A 13232-nucleotide genomic window follows, 5' to 3' on the forward strand; every position below is an offset into this window, starting at 1 on the left:
CGGCACGAGGCCCTTTTCTTGAACATTCAGGAGACTCAACCCATGTGGAAACTCGCCGTCGGCTTCGTCATCTTCGCCGCCATTGCCCTGTTCGTGATCATGCAAGCGGGGGACAAGGTCGACATGTCGGGTGAGAAGCACGGCGGCGACACGATGCATGCGCCGGAGCCGGCCGCGCCGGCGGCCAGCGCGCCGAAGTAAGCGGCTTCAGCGTTTGAACTTTCCGTCGCTGATGATGGACAGATCGGCGAAATCGATCCCCGAGTGGTCCTGCGGCGAGTAGCTCACCTCGAGGCCGCCGCCCAGGTCGAGGTTGCGGATGCTCTCCAGCGCGGCGAGCACCTTGGCGCGGGTCGGCTTCGGGCCGGCGCGGCGCAGCGCCTCGACCAGCACCTTGGCCGAGGCGAAGCCTTCCAGGGCGGCCGGCGAAAGCTCGTTCTGCCCCTTGGCGCGCGCCAGCGCCAGCGCTTCCTTGACCATCGGATGGCCGATCGAGCGTTCGTTGGGGAACACCTGCGCCACGATCACGCCGCGGCTCGCTTCGCCAAGTTGCTTGATGAAGCCCGATGAGGCGTTGTTGGACAGCGTGACGACCTGGGCCGCCGAGCCCGCCGCGCGCAGCGCCTTGACGCCTTCGACCACCGCGGTGCCGGAGCCGATCCACACCACGGCCTGCGCATTGGCGGCCGTGATCTTCGGCACGATGGCCGCGTAGTCGGGCTTGTCGCGGTCGGCCGTCACCGTCGCGGCCGGCGTCGCCTTGGCCTTGTTGAAGCCGTTCATGGCACCTTCGAGCGCGTCCTGGCCGAAGGAGTCGGTCACATGCACCACCGCAATCCGGCTCACGCCGATGGTGAGCAGGTGCGCCACGGCCTTCTCTGCCTCGCGCTGGTAGGTCGAGCGCACGTTGAACACGTGCTTCTGCACCGGCTTGTGCAGCACCATGGCGCCGGTGGAGGGGCCGATCAGTGCCACGTCGTTCTTGTCGAGCCACGGGATGATGGCCTGCGAATGCGGCGTGCCGCGGCTCATGAACAGCGCCACCACCTTCTTTTCCTCGATCAGCACGCGTGCGTTCTCGCTCGCCCGCTTGACGTCGAAGCCGTCGTCCATGCGCAGCACCTCGATCTTTTCGCCGCCGATGCCGCCCTGAGCATTGGCCGCATCGATCACCAGCTGCGCGCCGGCGATCGTCTCGTTGACGCTGGCGGCGACCGAGCCCGTCATGCCGGCCGTCTGGCCGATCAGGATCTGCGCCGAAGCGCTCATGGTGCCGAGCGCCAGCACGACGGCTGTGCAAAGCACGCGCATCTTGTTCATGGAGGATCCTTAGAGAGGAGTGGGAGCGGAGAAAGGCAAGGGCACTATTTGTTACCAAATGTCGCTTAGCCCTTATTCGGGAAAACCCCTGCCTCTCGACCGGCCATGTGCAGCTTTGCACGAAGCCCGCGCCGGCTTCCTAGAATGTCTGCCCCACCCCCAAGGCACTCATGACACAGGGCTCCATCCGGATTCGCGGTGCACGCCAGCACAATCTCCAAAACCTCGACCTCGACATTCGCACCGGCGAGATGACGGTGGTCACCGGCCCGAGCGGTTCGGGCAAATCGAGCCTGGTGTTCGACACGCTCTATGCCGAGGGCCAGCGCCGCTATGTCGAGACCTTCTCGGCCTATGCACGGCAGTTTCTCGACCGCATGGACAAGCCGGCGGTCGACAAGGTGGAGGGCGTGCCGCCCGCCATCGCGATCGATCAGACGAACCCCGTGCGTTCTTCGCGCTCGACCGTCGGCACGATGACCGAGCTCAACGATCACCTCAAGCTGCTGTTCGCGCGCGCAGCCCAGCTGTTCGACCGCGAGACCGCGCTGCCGGTGCGCCACGACTCGCCTGACACCATCTATGCCGAGCTTGCTTCGCGCGCGGCCGCGGCCGGCGATCCGCGCGTGGTGCTGACCTTCCCGGTCGAACTGCCGGCCGGCACCACGGCCGATGAGGTCACGCAGTGGCTGTCGGCCAGCGGCTTCACGCGCGTGCAGAGCGAGCGCGAGATCGCCACGCCGACCGGGCCGCGCAAGGTGCTGGACGTGGTGGCCGATCGCTTCCGCATGGCCGGCGCGGAAAGAGCGCGGGTGATCGAGGCGATCGAGGTCGCGCTCAAGCGCGGCAGCGGGCGGCTCACGGTCTACGCGCTGTCCGCAGACGAAGGTGCGGCGCCGGAGATCTGGAAATTCTCGACCGGCCTGCACTGCCCCGAAAGCGACATCCGCTACGGCGACCCGATCCCGTCGATGTTCTCCTTCAACTCGGCCGTGGGCGCCTGCGAGATGTGCCGCGGCTTCGGCCGCGTGATCGGCGTCGACCTCGGCCTCGTGATTCCGAACGACAAGCTCACGCTGCGCGCCGGCGCCATCAAGACCATCCAGACGCCGGCCTGGAAGGAAGCGCAGGACGACCTGATGCGCCATGCCGAGGCGGCCGGCATTCCGCGCGACACGCCGTGGAACAAGCTCACGCCCGAGCAGCAGGCCTGGGTGATCGAGGGCTCGCCGAACTGGAAGGGCAAGTGGAACCAGCAGTGGTATGGCGTGCGCCGCTTCTTCGGCTACCTGGAGAGCAAGGCCTACAAGATGCACATCCGCGTGCTCTTGTCCAAGTACCGCAGCTATACGCCGTGCCCGACTTGCGCGGGCGCGCGTCTCAAGCTCGATAGCCTGTTGTGGCGTATCGGCACGAAGGAAGATGCCGACGCGGTGCTCGAACCCTCGAAGCGCTTCATGCCGGTCGGCGTGAAGTGGTCGCGCGAGCAGCTGGAGGCGCTGCCGGGGTTGTGCCTGCATGACCTGATGCTGCTGCCGATCGAGCGGCTGCGGCGCCTGTTCGACGGCATCGAGAGCCATGGCAACAGCAGCACCGTCAGCGACGGCGACGTGCAAGCGCTCAAGCTGCTCTTCGAAGAAATCACCACGCGGCTGCGCTACCTGCACGACGTCGGCATCGGCTACCTCACGCTCGACCGCCAGAGCCGCACGCTCAGCGGCGGCGAGGTGCAGCGCATCAACCTCACGACCGCGCTCGGCACCTCGCTGGTCAACACGCTGTTCGTGCTCGACGAGCCCAGCATCGGCCTGCATCCGCGCGACATGAACCGCATCACCGAGGCCATGCTGCGCCTGCGCGACGCCGGCAACACGCTGGTGGTGGTGGAGCACGACCCGGCCGTGATGCTGGCCGCCGACCGCGTGATCGACATGGGCCCCGGCCCCGGCGTGCGCGGCGGGCAGATCGTGTTCGACGGCAGCACCGACGCCCTGCGCGACGCCGAGACGCTGACCGGCCAGTACCTCGGCGGGCGCAAGCAGATCGGCATGGGCTTCCGCCGCATGGTGAGCGAGAACACGCCGCGCCTCATCCTCGAAGGCGTGCGCGAGCACAACCTGCAGAACATCACGGTCGAGCTGCCGCTCTCGCGGCTGGTCTGCATCACCGGCGTCAGCGGCTCGGGCAAGTCGACCCTGATCCAGGACGTGCTGGCGCCCGCGCTGATGCGCCACTTCGGCAAGGCGACCGAATCGCCCGGCGCGCACGACCGCATGCTCGGCGCCGATCATTTGAGCGACGTGGTCTTCGTCGACCAGTCGCCGATCGGCAAGACGGCGCGCTCCAATCCCGCGAGCTACGTCGGCGCCTGGGACGCGATCCGCGAGATCTTTGCCACCGCGGCGCTCTCGCGCCAGCGCGGCTACACCGCATCGAAGTTCAGCTTCAACAGCGGCGACGGGCGCTGCCCGACCTGCGGCGGCTCGGGCTTCGAGCACGTGGAGATGCAGTTCCTCTCCGACGTCTACCTGCGCTGCCCCGACTGCGACGGCAAGCGCTACCGGCCCGAGATCCTGGAGGTGAGGATCGAGCGCGCGGAGCGCAGCTTCAACGTGGCCGACGTGCTCGAGCTCACGGTGGCCGAGGCCGCCGCCATCTTCACGAACGACCGCGAGGTGCTGCGCGTGCTGCAGCCGATCGCCGACGTGGGCCTGGACTACGTCAAGCTCGGCCAGCCCGTGCCCACGCTCAGCGGCGGCGAAGCCCAGCGCCTCAAGCTCGCCGGCTTCCTCGCCGAGGCGGCCAAGAACGGCAGCGCCAGCAAGCAGCCGCTGGCGCGCAAGGGCACGCTGTTCCTGTTCGACGAGCCGACCACCGGCCTGCACTTCGACGACATCGCGCGCCTGATGCGCGCGCTGCGCAAGCTGCTCGACGCCGGCCATTCGCTGGTGGTGATTGAGCACAACCTCGACGTCATCCGCGCCAGCGACTGGCTGATCGACCTCGGCCCCGAGGGCGGCGAGGGCGGCGGCCAGGTGGTGGCAGTCGGCACGCCCGAGCAGGTGCGCGAGAACCGCGCCTCGTTCACCGGCGCCGCGCTGGTCGACTACGACCTGGCCGTCGGTCCCGGCGCCTACAAGGTGGCGGAGCGGGCGGCGCGCTCTTATGCGGCGCGCGCGAAGCCGGCGTCCGGCCGCGACGCGGTCCAGATCGTCAACGCGCGCGAGCACAACCTCAAGAACCTGTCGGTCGACATCCCGCGCGGCAAGTTCAGCGTGGTCACCGGCGTCAGCGGCTCGGGCAAGTCCACGTTGGCTTTCGACATCCTCTTCAACGAGGGCCAGCGCCGGTACCTCGAATCGCTCAACGCCTATGCGCGCAGCATCGTGCAGCCGGCCGGCCGGCCGGAGGTGGATGCGGTCTACGGCATTCCGCCGACGGTCGCGATCGAGCAGCGCCTCTCGCGCGGCGGCCGCAAGAGCACCGTGGGCACCACCACCGAGGTCTGGCACTTCCTGCGCCTGCTCTACGTCAAGCTCGGCATCCAGCACTGCATCCACGACGGCGCCGCGGTCCAGCCGCAGACGCCCGACAGCATAGCGGCGCAACTGCTCAAGAACTTCAAGGGCCAGCACATCGGCCTGCTGGCGCCGCTGGTGAGCAACCGCAAGGGCGTCTACACCGAGCTGGCCGACTGGGCGCGCCCGCGCGGCTACACGCACCTGCGGGTGGACGGCGAGTTCCTGCCCACCACCGGTTTTCCTCGCATCGACCGCTTCAAGGAGCACAGCATCGAGCTGCCGGTGGCCAGCCTCGATGTGCTGCCTTCGGAAGAGACCGCACTGCGCCAGGCGCTGGCCAAGGCGCTCGAACACGGCAAGGGCGTGGTGCAGGTGCTGAGCGATCTCACCGGCCTGCGCGGCGCCATGATGGCCAACGCGCCGACCGGCGGCATCGGCCGCACGCACGTGTTCTCCACGCTGCGCGCCTGTCCGGTCTGCAGCACCAGCTATGCGGAGCTCGATCCACGCCTCTTCTCCTACAACAGCAAGCACGGCTGGTGCCCCGACTGCGTGGGCACCGGCGTCAAGCTCACCAAGGAACAGCGCAAGGTCTACGACGACTCGGTGATGGCCGACGACCAGAAGGGGCGCGAGCAGACCTTTGCGGAGCCCGAGGCCGAGGACGTGGGCGACGTGGTGTGCCCGACTTGCGAGGGGACGCGGCTGAATGCGACGGCGCGGGCGGTATTGTTTGGCGGCGGGCGGGCCCCTCACCCCAACCCTCTCCCCAGCGGGGAGAGGGAGCCGAAGCCCGCACTGCGCCCTCTCCCGCTTGCGGGAGAGGGCTGGGGTGAGGGCGGTATCGGCATCACCCAGCTCGCGCGCATGAGCGTCACCGACATCCGCATCTGGTTCGAGCAACTGGCATTGACCGGTCGCCAGGCGGAAATCGCGCGCGACCTGGTGCCGGAGATCAAGAGCCGCCTCGAATTCCTCGAAGAGGTGGGCCTCGGCTACCTCACGCTCGACCGCGGCGCGCCGACGCTTTCCGGCGGCGAGGCGCAGCGCATCCGCCTCGCGGCGCAGCTCGGCAGCAATCTGCAGGGCGTGTGCTACGTGCTCGACGAGCCCACCATCGGCCTGCACGCGCGCGACAACCAGATCCTGCTGGACGCGCTGCACAAGCTGGGCGACAAGGGCAACACGCTGGTGGTGGTGGAGCACGACGAAGACACCATCCGCCGCGCCGACCACATCATCGACATCGGCCCCAGCGCCGGCAAGCGCGGCGGCCGGCTGGTCGCCGAGGGCTCGGTCGCCGACCTCGAGCGCGCGGGCGATTCGCAGACCGGGCGTTATCTGCGCGATGCGATCAAGCATCCGCTGCAGCCGCGCCGTCCGGTGCCGGCGCCCGAGCCCGGCGCGCCCGGCTGGCTCAGCGTGCGCGGCGCCGACCTGCACAACCTGCAGGAAGTCACGGTCTCGCTGCCGCTGCATCGGCTGGTCGCGGTGACGGGCGTCAGCGGCTCCGGCAAGTCGACGCTGGCGCGCGACGTGCTGCTGGCCAACGTGTACGCGGTCGTGGTCCAGCGCATGACCAAGGCCGGCCGCGATGCCGACTCCGCAGGCAAGCGCCCGGCCTGGGCGGGCTGCAAGGGCGTCGAGGGCTACGAGACCATCGACCGCGTGCTGGAGGTCGACCAGACGCCGATCGGCAAGACGCCGCGCAGCTGCCCGGCCACCTACATCGGCTTCTGGGACACCATCCGCAAGCTCTTCGCCGACACGCTGGAGGCCAAGGCGCGCGGCTACGGGCCGGCGCGCTTCAGCTTCAACACCGGAGAAGGCCGCTGCCCTGGCTGCGATGGCGCCGGCGTGCGCACCATCGAGATGAGCTTCCTGCCCGACGTCAAGGTGCCTTGCGAGGTCTGCCACGGCGCGCGTTTCAATCCCGAGACACTGGCCGTGAGCTGGCGCGGCAAGAGCATCGGCGATGTGCTGCAGATGGAGGTCGACGAGGCGGTCGAGTTCTTCGCCGCTATGCCCAACATCAGCCATCCGCTGCAGCTGCTCAAGGACGTGGGGCTCGGCTACCTCACGCTGGGCCAGCCTTCGCCGACGCTTTCCGGCGGCGAGGCCCAGCGCATCAAGCTCGTGACGGAGCTCAGCAAGGTGCGCGACGATGTCACGCGCCGCGGCAACAAGGCGCCGCACACGCTCTACGTGCTCGACGAGCCGACCGTCGGCCTGCACATGGCCGATGTCGAGAAGCTGATCCACGTGCTGCATCGGCTGGTGAACGGTGGCCACAGCGTGGTGGTGATCGAGCACGACCTCGACGTGATCGCCGAGGCCGACTGGCTGATCGACCTCGGCCCCGAAGGCGGCAACGGCGGCGGGCGCGTGGTCGCCGCGGCGCCGCCCGAGGAGGTGGTGAAGCTGCGTACGCACACCGGCGTGGCGCTGGCGCCGGTGCTGGCGCGCGGGGCCGGCGGGCATGAAGTGCTGAAGCTGCCTGTGCCACCTGTGCCGGTGCAGCCGGCCGTGCCGGTCCGGGCGCGCAAGGAAGCCTGATGCTCACCGTCTACAACGACCAGCACGTGCTGCACCACGGCAAGGTGGAGATGTTCCGCGGTGAGCTGGTGCCTTGCTTCGAGGTGCCGGCGCGTGCGGACTACGTGCTGCGGGAACTGAAGGAGCGTGGGCTCGGCCCGATCGAAGGCCCTGCCGAATTCGATGACGCGGCCATCGCGCGCGTCCATGCGCCTCGCTATCTCGAATTCCTTGCAGGCGCCTGGGACGAATGGGTCGCGCTAGATCCTGCCAATGCGGCCCGCGATGCGCTGCCGTCGTACTGGCCGATCCGTACCTTTCGCTCCGACGTGCTGCCGGCGAGCTTCCCGGCGCGCCTGGGCTTGTTCTCGTACGACTCGGGCTCGCCGCTCACTGCAGGCACCTGGACGGCGGCGCGGGCCGGTGCCGGCTGTGCGCTCTCCGCCGCGGCGCATGTGCTGCGCGGCGAGCGCGCCGCCTTCGCGCTCACGCGTCCGCCGGGCCATCACGCGGGCGCCGACTTCTTCGGCGGCTACTGCTTCCTCAACAACGCGGCGATCGCGGCGCAGGCGCTGCGCGACGCCGGCGTCGAACGGGTCGCGGTGCTGGACATCGACTACCACCACGGCAACGGCACGCAAGCCATCTTCTACGAGCGCGCCGACGTGCAGTTCACCAGCATCCACGGCGACCCGCACACCGAGTACCCCTACTACCTGGGCTATGCCGACGAAGAGGGCGTGGGCGCGGGGCTGGGTTTCAACCGCAACCTGCCGCTTGCGCGCGGCACCGGCTTCGCGCGCTGGCGCGAGGCGCTGCAGAGCGCGCTGCGCGGCATCGTGGACTTCCGGGCGGGCGCGCTGGTCGTGTCGCTCGGGCTCGATACCTTCGAGGGCGATCCGATCGCCGGCTTCAAGCTCGCCACGCCCGACTACCTGCGCATCGGCGAAGACTTGGCGCACGCCGGCCTGCCGACCGTGTTCGTGTTCGAGGGCGGCTATGCGGTCGCCGAGGTCGGTACCAACGCGGTCAATGTGCTCGACGGCTTCATGCAGCGCGCCGGCTGAACGGCGGCGCTGACGCCTGCGCGACGCGCCCCGGGGTGAAACCCGATTGCCCTCGCGAGGCGCGCGCTGCCAAATGGCTGCCCCTGCAATCCGGAGCCCGCCTCATGTTTCGTCGTTCTCTCTTGTGCCTCGCCCTGCTCGGCTTCGCGGCCACCGCCGCCCATGCGCAGGCCTTCCCGAGCAGGCCCATCAAGCTGGTGATTGCCTTCCCCGCGGGCGGCCCGACCGACATCACGATGCGGCAGCTGGCTGAGAACGCCTCGAAGATCATCGGCCAGCAGGTCGTGGTCGAGAACAAGCCCGGCGCCGGCGGCACGCTGCCCGCGCAGGCGCTGCAGACCTCGCCTGCCGACGGCTACACCATCGCCCAGATCCCGCTCGGCGTGTTCCGCCTGCCCTACACGACCAAGATCAACTGGGACCCGGTCAAGGACATCAGCTACGTCATCAACGTCACCGGCTACGCCTTCGGCATCGTCGTACCGGCCGACAGTCCGTTCAAGACATGGAAGGACTTCGTCGCCTATGCCAAGGCCAATCCCGGCAGGCTGACCTATGGCTCGACCGGCAACCTGACCAGCCCCCACCTCACGACCGAGCTGATCGCGCAGAAGGCCGGCATCGAGCTGCAGCACGTGCCCTACAAGGGCAGCGCCGACCTGATGCTCGCCGTGCTCAGCGGCCAGCTGATGGCTGCGGCCGACAGCACCGGCTTCGCGCCGCAGGTGGAGGCAGGCAAACTGCGCGTGCTCAACACCTGGGGCGAAAAGCGACTGGCCAAGTTCCCCGATGCGCCGACGCTGAAGGAGCTGGGCCTGGACATCGTGCAGAACTCGCCCTTCGGCATCGGTGCGCCCAAGAGTACGCCGCCCGAGGTGGTGAAGAAGCTGCACGACGCCTTCAAGCAGGCGATGGAAGAGCCCAGCTACGTCGCATCGCTGGGCCGCTACGACATGCTGCCCATCTACATGAGCTCGGCCGACTACACGAAGTTCGCCCAGACCACCTTCACGCGCGAGAAGGCGCTGATCGAGAAGCTGGGGCTCGCCAAGCCGCAGTGAGCGCCCCGTGACCGAATCGCTGCACGTCGTCTGCCCGCATTGCCACACGACCAACCGCGTGCGCAGTGCGCAGCTGGGGAGCGCGCCCGACTGCGGCAACTGCCACCGGCCGCTGTTCGTTGGCCACTCCACGGCGTTGGACGAAGCCGCCTTCGACCGCCATCTCGGCCGCAACGAGATCCCGGTGCTGGTCGATTTCTGGGCGCCGTGGTGCGGCCCCTGCATCCAGATGGCACCCGCCTTCGAGCAGGCCGCCGCCCGGCTCGAGCCGCAGTTCCGCCTGGCCAAGGTCGACACCGAAGCTGTGCCGGCGCTGGGCGCGCGCTTCGGCATCCGCAGCATTCCCACCTTGGCGCTGTTCAGCGGCGGGCGCGAGATTGCGCGGCAGGCGGGCGCGATGGGTAGCGCCGACATCGTCCGTTGGGCGCAGGCGCAGCGTCGCTAGGCCGCTTCAGCGGCTGTCGAGCAGCGCGGCCGCCACTTGCGCGAAACCGGCGCCGCGCTCGCCGGCGCTGATGTAGCGCGGCAGCGTCGTCAGCTGCGGCTCGAAGCGGCGGATGTTGGCCACGCCCACGCTGTGCGGGAAGCGCTCGAACATCAGCACGTCGTTGGTCGAGTCGCCCACGTAGACCCAGCGATCGAGCTCGGCCCCCAGGTCGCGGCCGAAGAGCTCGCGCACGATCCAGCAGGCGCCGACCCACTTGTTGTGGTCGCCGAACCAGCCGTTGATGTGGATCGAGCTCACCGTCGCGTTCATGCCTTCGGCGCGCATGATCTGCACTGCCTGCGCGATCTGCGCTTCGCCCAGGTGCGCGAATTCGCTGTGGTCGATTGCGATGTCGGTCTCGCGGCCCGGCGAGTCGGTGGCGCGCCTGGCGCCCGACACTTCGCGCTCGACGCGCGCCAGGGCCTGCTGCATGCGTGCGAAGTTGGCGCTGCGCGTCGCGGCATCCTGGCGGTAGCGTTTGTCGAGCGCACCCGACGGTGAAGCCGCGAGCGCCACCGCGCCGTTCTCTGCAACGATCGCATCGACCGGCCAGACCGGCGCGAAGGGCTCGCTCCAGCCCACGGAACGGCCGGTGATCGCGATCACCGGCAGGCCAGCCGCCTTCAGGTCGTGCAGCGCCTGCAGCGCATCGGACGTGATGGCGCCCTCGGTGGTCAGCGTGTCGTCGATGTCGGTAAGGACGCCTGCGATTTGCTGGCGATCTTCAGTGGGCCATGCGCTCAGTGGGAGCATCAACCGGCCGTTTGAAGTGCAAGCCCCGCATGCTCGCGCAGCGGATGGAAATGGATCTTCGGGAAGCGCTCCTGCGCCAGCCGCACGTCGTAGGGTGAGGTGCAGAGGTAAGCCAGCGTGTTCGCTGCGTCGAGTGCCATGCGCGCCGGGTAGGCGTCGGTGAAGGCTCGCAGCTCGGCCGGCGTGTCGGCCGTGATCCAGCGCGCGCCGGTGTATTGGCAGCCTTCCAGCCGCACGTCGGCGTCGTATTCGGTCTTCAGGCGATGCTGCACCACTTCGAACTGCAGCTGCCCCACGGCGCCCAGCAGCATCGGCCCGCCGACCTCGGGGCGGAACACCTGGATCGCGCCTTCCTCGCCGAGCTGGGCCAGGCCCTGCTGCAGCTGCTTGGTGCGCAGCGGGTTCTTGAGAATCACGGTCATGAAGAGCTCGGGCGCGAAGAAGGGCAGGCCGGTGAACTGCAGCGAGGCGCCGTCGGTGATGGTGTCGCCCAACTGCACGCCCCCGTGGGTGGTGAAGCCGACGATGTCGCCCGCATAGGCCTCTTCCACCGCCTCGCGGCGCTGGCTCATGAAGGTCACGACGCTGGTGGGGCGCAGCTCCTTCGCGGTGCGCTGCACCTTGAGCTTCATGCCCGGCGTGTACTTGCCCGAGGCCATGCGCACGAAGGCGATGCGGTCGCGGTGATTGGCGTCCATGTTGGCCTGCACCTTGAAAACGACGCCGGCGAAGTCCTTATCTTCTGGCTGGATCTCCTTGACCACCGGCTGCCGGTTGACCAGCGTGGTGCTGGTGCGCGGCTGCGGCGGCGGCGCGAGGTCGACCAGCGCGTCGAGCACTTCCATCACGCCGAAGTTGTTGACGCCGGAGCCGAAGAACACCGGCGTCTGCTTGCCGGCGAGGAAGGCCACGCGGTCCCAGGTGGGCGAGGCGCCGGTGGCGAGCTCCATGCTCTCCATGGCGGTGTCGAACTCGTGACCGAAGCGCTTCTGCAGCGCTTCGCGCTCGGCCAGCGGCATGGCTTCGAAGTCCTGCGGCAGCCGCTCGCTGCCCGACTCGAACACCGTCATCGCCTGCGTGCGCAGGTTCACGATGCCGCCGAAGCTCTTGCCCTGGCCCACCGGCCAGGTCATCGGCACGCAGGGCATGCCGAGTTCGCGCTCGATCTCGTCGAGCAGCTCCAGCGGCTCGCGCACCTCGCGGTCCATCTTGTTGACGAAGGTGATGATGGGCGTGTCGCGCTGGCGGCAGACCTCGATCAGGCGGCGCGTCTGCGCTTCGACGCCGTTGGCCGCGTCGATCACCATCAGGGCCGAGTCGACCGCGGTCAGCACGCGGTAGGTGTCTTCGGAGAAGTCCTTGTGGCCCGGCGTATCGAGCAGGTTGATCACGTGCTCGCGGTAGAGCATCTGCATCACCGAGCTGGCCACCGAGATGCCGCGCTGCTTCTCGATCTCCATCCAGTCGGAGGTGGCGTGGCGCGAGGCCTTGCGCGCCTTCACCGAACCGGCGATCTGGATCGCGCCGGAGAACAGCAGCAGCTTCTCGGTCAGCGTGGTCTTGCCGGCGTCGGGGTGGGAAATGATCGCGAAGGTGCGGCGGCGGCGGGTTTCGGAGGCGAAGGTCATGGGGGTGAACGCGGAGCGCGCTCACGGGCGCGGGCTGCTGGCGGCAAAGCCCGCAATTTTAACGAGCCGTCACATCGGCGGCGTGAAGCCATTGCGCCCGACCAGCATGCGCAGCGCGGTGGGCTTGCCTTCCTTCACCTGCGCGGTGATCACCACCTTGGCGCCCGGCACCACCAGGGCCGCCTGGTCCGCATTGCCCGGCTTGAAGGTCACGACCGGCGTGCCGCGCGGCACGATGACGGTCTGCTCGCCGTCCTTGTACTTGAGCAGCAGCTTGTGGCCGCCCGGCGCTGAGGACGGCGCCGCTTCGAGCTGCGCCACGGTGGCGTTGGTCATCGTGCTCTGGGGCATCAGGTCCCAGGGGCGAAAGCCTTCGCCGGTCCCGCGCGCGGCCTCCGGAAACACAAGCACTTCCACGGCGCGCTGCGTGCCGTCGGGTTGCGGCACGGCGCCGGCGCCGACGAAGCTGCCCGGCTTGATGTCGGCCAGCGTGAGCGGAATGACTTCTGAGACGTTCATGTCGGCAGGGCGCACCATCGTGACGGTTTCGCCGCTGCGGTCCTTCACGGTCAGCGAATTCGCATCGGCACGCGCGATGACGCCGCGCACGCGCACGGTTTCCTGCGCCGCCGCCGCGGCGGACAAGGCAATCACGAACGATGCAGCAAAGAGCTTGACTTTGAACATGATGGTGGGGCCGCGAGGGCGGCGGTTGGGGGGCGTTGCAGTCTAGGCCGATCCGCAAATCGCCGCTGGCGACGGAAAAGCGGCACGCGCTAAAATGCCGCTTCCGAGGAGCGTTGCAGCGCCGCCAGGCGTGAGGCTCGGACCCCTTCGCAACCACGCTCACCCGCTGTTCT

9 protein-coding genes and 1 riboswitch are annotated in these 13232 nt (G+C 68.7%); of the genes, 5 read left to right on the plus strand and 4 right to left on the minus strand.

The window, feature by feature from the left end:
• Nucleotides 1–42 precede the first annotated feature (42 nt).
• On the plus strand, nt 43–201 hold the full coding sequence (locus ACSQ86_RS04735; RefSeq protein WP_170855687.1) for a hypothetical protein: 159 nt from the start codon (nt 43–45) through the stop codon (nt 199–201).
• Between the two features lie 6 nt (nt 202–207).
• Here the strand turns inward: ACSQ86_RS04735 and ACSQ86_RS04740 are convergent, their stop codons facing one another.
• Nucleotides 208–1320, minus strand: coding sequence for an ABC transporter substrate-binding protein (locus ACSQ86_RS04740; RefSeq protein WP_436302857.1), 1113 nt, complete (start codon nt 1318–1320; stop codon nt 208–210).
• Nucleotides 1321–1490: 170 nt separating this feature from the next.
• Between ACSQ86_RS04740 and uvrA the strand changes: the two genes are divergently transcribed.
• From uvrA to trxC, 4 genes are all read left to right on the plus strand, one after another.
• The gene (gene uvrA, locus ACSQ86_RS04745) at nt 1491–7397 is read left to right on the plus strand and encodes an excinuclease ABC subunit UvrA (protein ID WP_436308549.1); all 5907 of its coding nucleotides are present in this window, start codon (nt 1491–1493) and stop codon (nt 7395–7397) included.
• Complete coding sequence (locus tag ACSQ86_RS04750) at nt 7397–8443, plus strand: histone deacetylase family protein (protein WP_436293787.1); 1047 nt, start codon at nt 7397–7399, stop codon at nt 8441–8443. Before uvrA ends, ACSQ86_RS04750 begins: the two co-directional genes overlap by 1 nt.
• 104 nt (nt 8444–8547) lie before the next feature.
• On the plus strand, nt 8548–9504 hold the full coding sequence (locus ACSQ86_RS04755) for a tripartite tricarboxylate transporter substrate binding protein (RefSeq protein ID WP_436302859.1): 957 nt from the start codon (nt 8548–8550) through the stop codon (nt 9502–9504).
• A gap of 7 nt (nt 9505–9511) precedes the next feature.
• Entirely contained in the window at nt 9512–9949 is a 438-nt protein-coding gene (trxC, locus tag ACSQ86_RS04760) for a thioredoxin TrxC (RefSeq protein WP_436302860.1), read from the plus strand.
• A 6-nt stretch (nt 9950–9955) separates the two neighbouring features.
• On the opposite strand, the gene ACSQ86_RS04765 is transcribed toward trxC, so the two are convergent.
• From ACSQ86_RS04765 to ACSQ86_RS04775, 3 genes are all read right to left on the minus strand, one after another.
• Nucleotides 9956–10744 carry an HAD-IIB family hydrolase gene (locus ACSQ86_RS04765; RefSeq protein WP_436293785.1) on the minus strand — a complete coding sequence of 263 codons (789 nt, stop codon included), beginning with the start codon at nt 10742–10744 and terminating at the stop codon, nt 9956–9958.
• Nucleotides 10744–12372, minus strand: a complete 1629-nt coding sequence (locus tag ACSQ86_RS04770) for a peptide chain release factor 3 (RefSeq protein ID WP_436302861.1) — start codon at nt 12370–12372, stop codon at nt 10744–10746. Before ACSQ86_RS04770 ends, ACSQ86_RS04765 begins: the two co-directional genes overlap by 1 nt.
• A gap of 69 nt (nt 12373–12441) precedes the next feature.
• The gene (locus tag ACSQ86_RS04775; protein WP_093109510.1) at nt 12442–13059 is read right to left on the minus strand and encodes a hypothetical protein; all 618 of its coding nucleotides are present in this window, start codon (nt 13057–13059) and stop codon (nt 12442–12444) included.
• Between the two features lie 100 nt (nt 13060–13159).
• Nucleotides 13160–13227: riboswitch (S-adenosyl-L-homocysteine riboswitch) on the plus strand.
• The last annotated feature ends 5 nt before the right edge of the window (nt 13228–13232 follow it).

Source organism: Variovorax sp. LjRoot130, from assembly GCF_964253755.1.
In the GTDB taxonomy this organism is placed as follows: Bacteria; Pseudomonadota; Gammaproteobacteria; order Burkholderiales; family Burkholderiaceae_C; genus Variovorax.

What these genes read in the sequence shown, in the direction of transcription:
- ACSQ86_RS04735 (WP_170855687.1), top strand. Translation starts at nt 43, where the DNA reads ATGTGGAAACTCGCCGTCGGCTTCGTCATCTTCGCCGCCATTGCCCTG.
- ACSQ86_RS04750 (WP_436293787.1), top strand. Translation starts at nt 7,397, where the DNA reads ATGCTCACCGTCTACAACGACCAGCACGTGCTGCACCACGGCAAGGTG.
- ACSQ86_RS04775 (WP_093109510.1), bottom strand. Translation starts at nt 13,059, where the DNA reads ATGTTCAAAGTCAAGCTCTTTGCTGCATCGTTCGTGATTGCCTTGTCC.
- ACSQ86_RS04755 (WP_436302859.1), top strand. Translation starts at nt 8,548, where the DNA reads ATGTTTCGTCGTTCTCTCTTGTGCCTCGCCCTGCTCGGCTTCGCGGCC.
- ACSQ86_RS04740 (WP_436302857.1), bottom strand. Translation starts at nt 1,320, where the DNA reads ATGAACAAGATGCGCGTGCTTTGCACAGCCGTCGTGCTGGCGCTCGGC.
- uvrA (WP_436308549.1), top strand. Translation starts at nt 1,491, where the DNA reads ATGACACAGGGCTCCATCCGGATTCGCGGTGCACGCCAGCACAATCTC.
- ACSQ86_RS04770 (WP_436302861.1), bottom strand. Translation starts at nt 12,372, where the DNA reads ATGACCTTCGCCTCCGAAACCCGCCGCCGCCGCACCTTCGCGATCATT.
- ACSQ86_RS04765 (WP_436293785.1), bottom strand. Translation starts at nt 10,744, where the DNA reads ATGCTCCCACTGAGCGCATGGCCCACTGAAGATCGCCAGCAAATCGCA.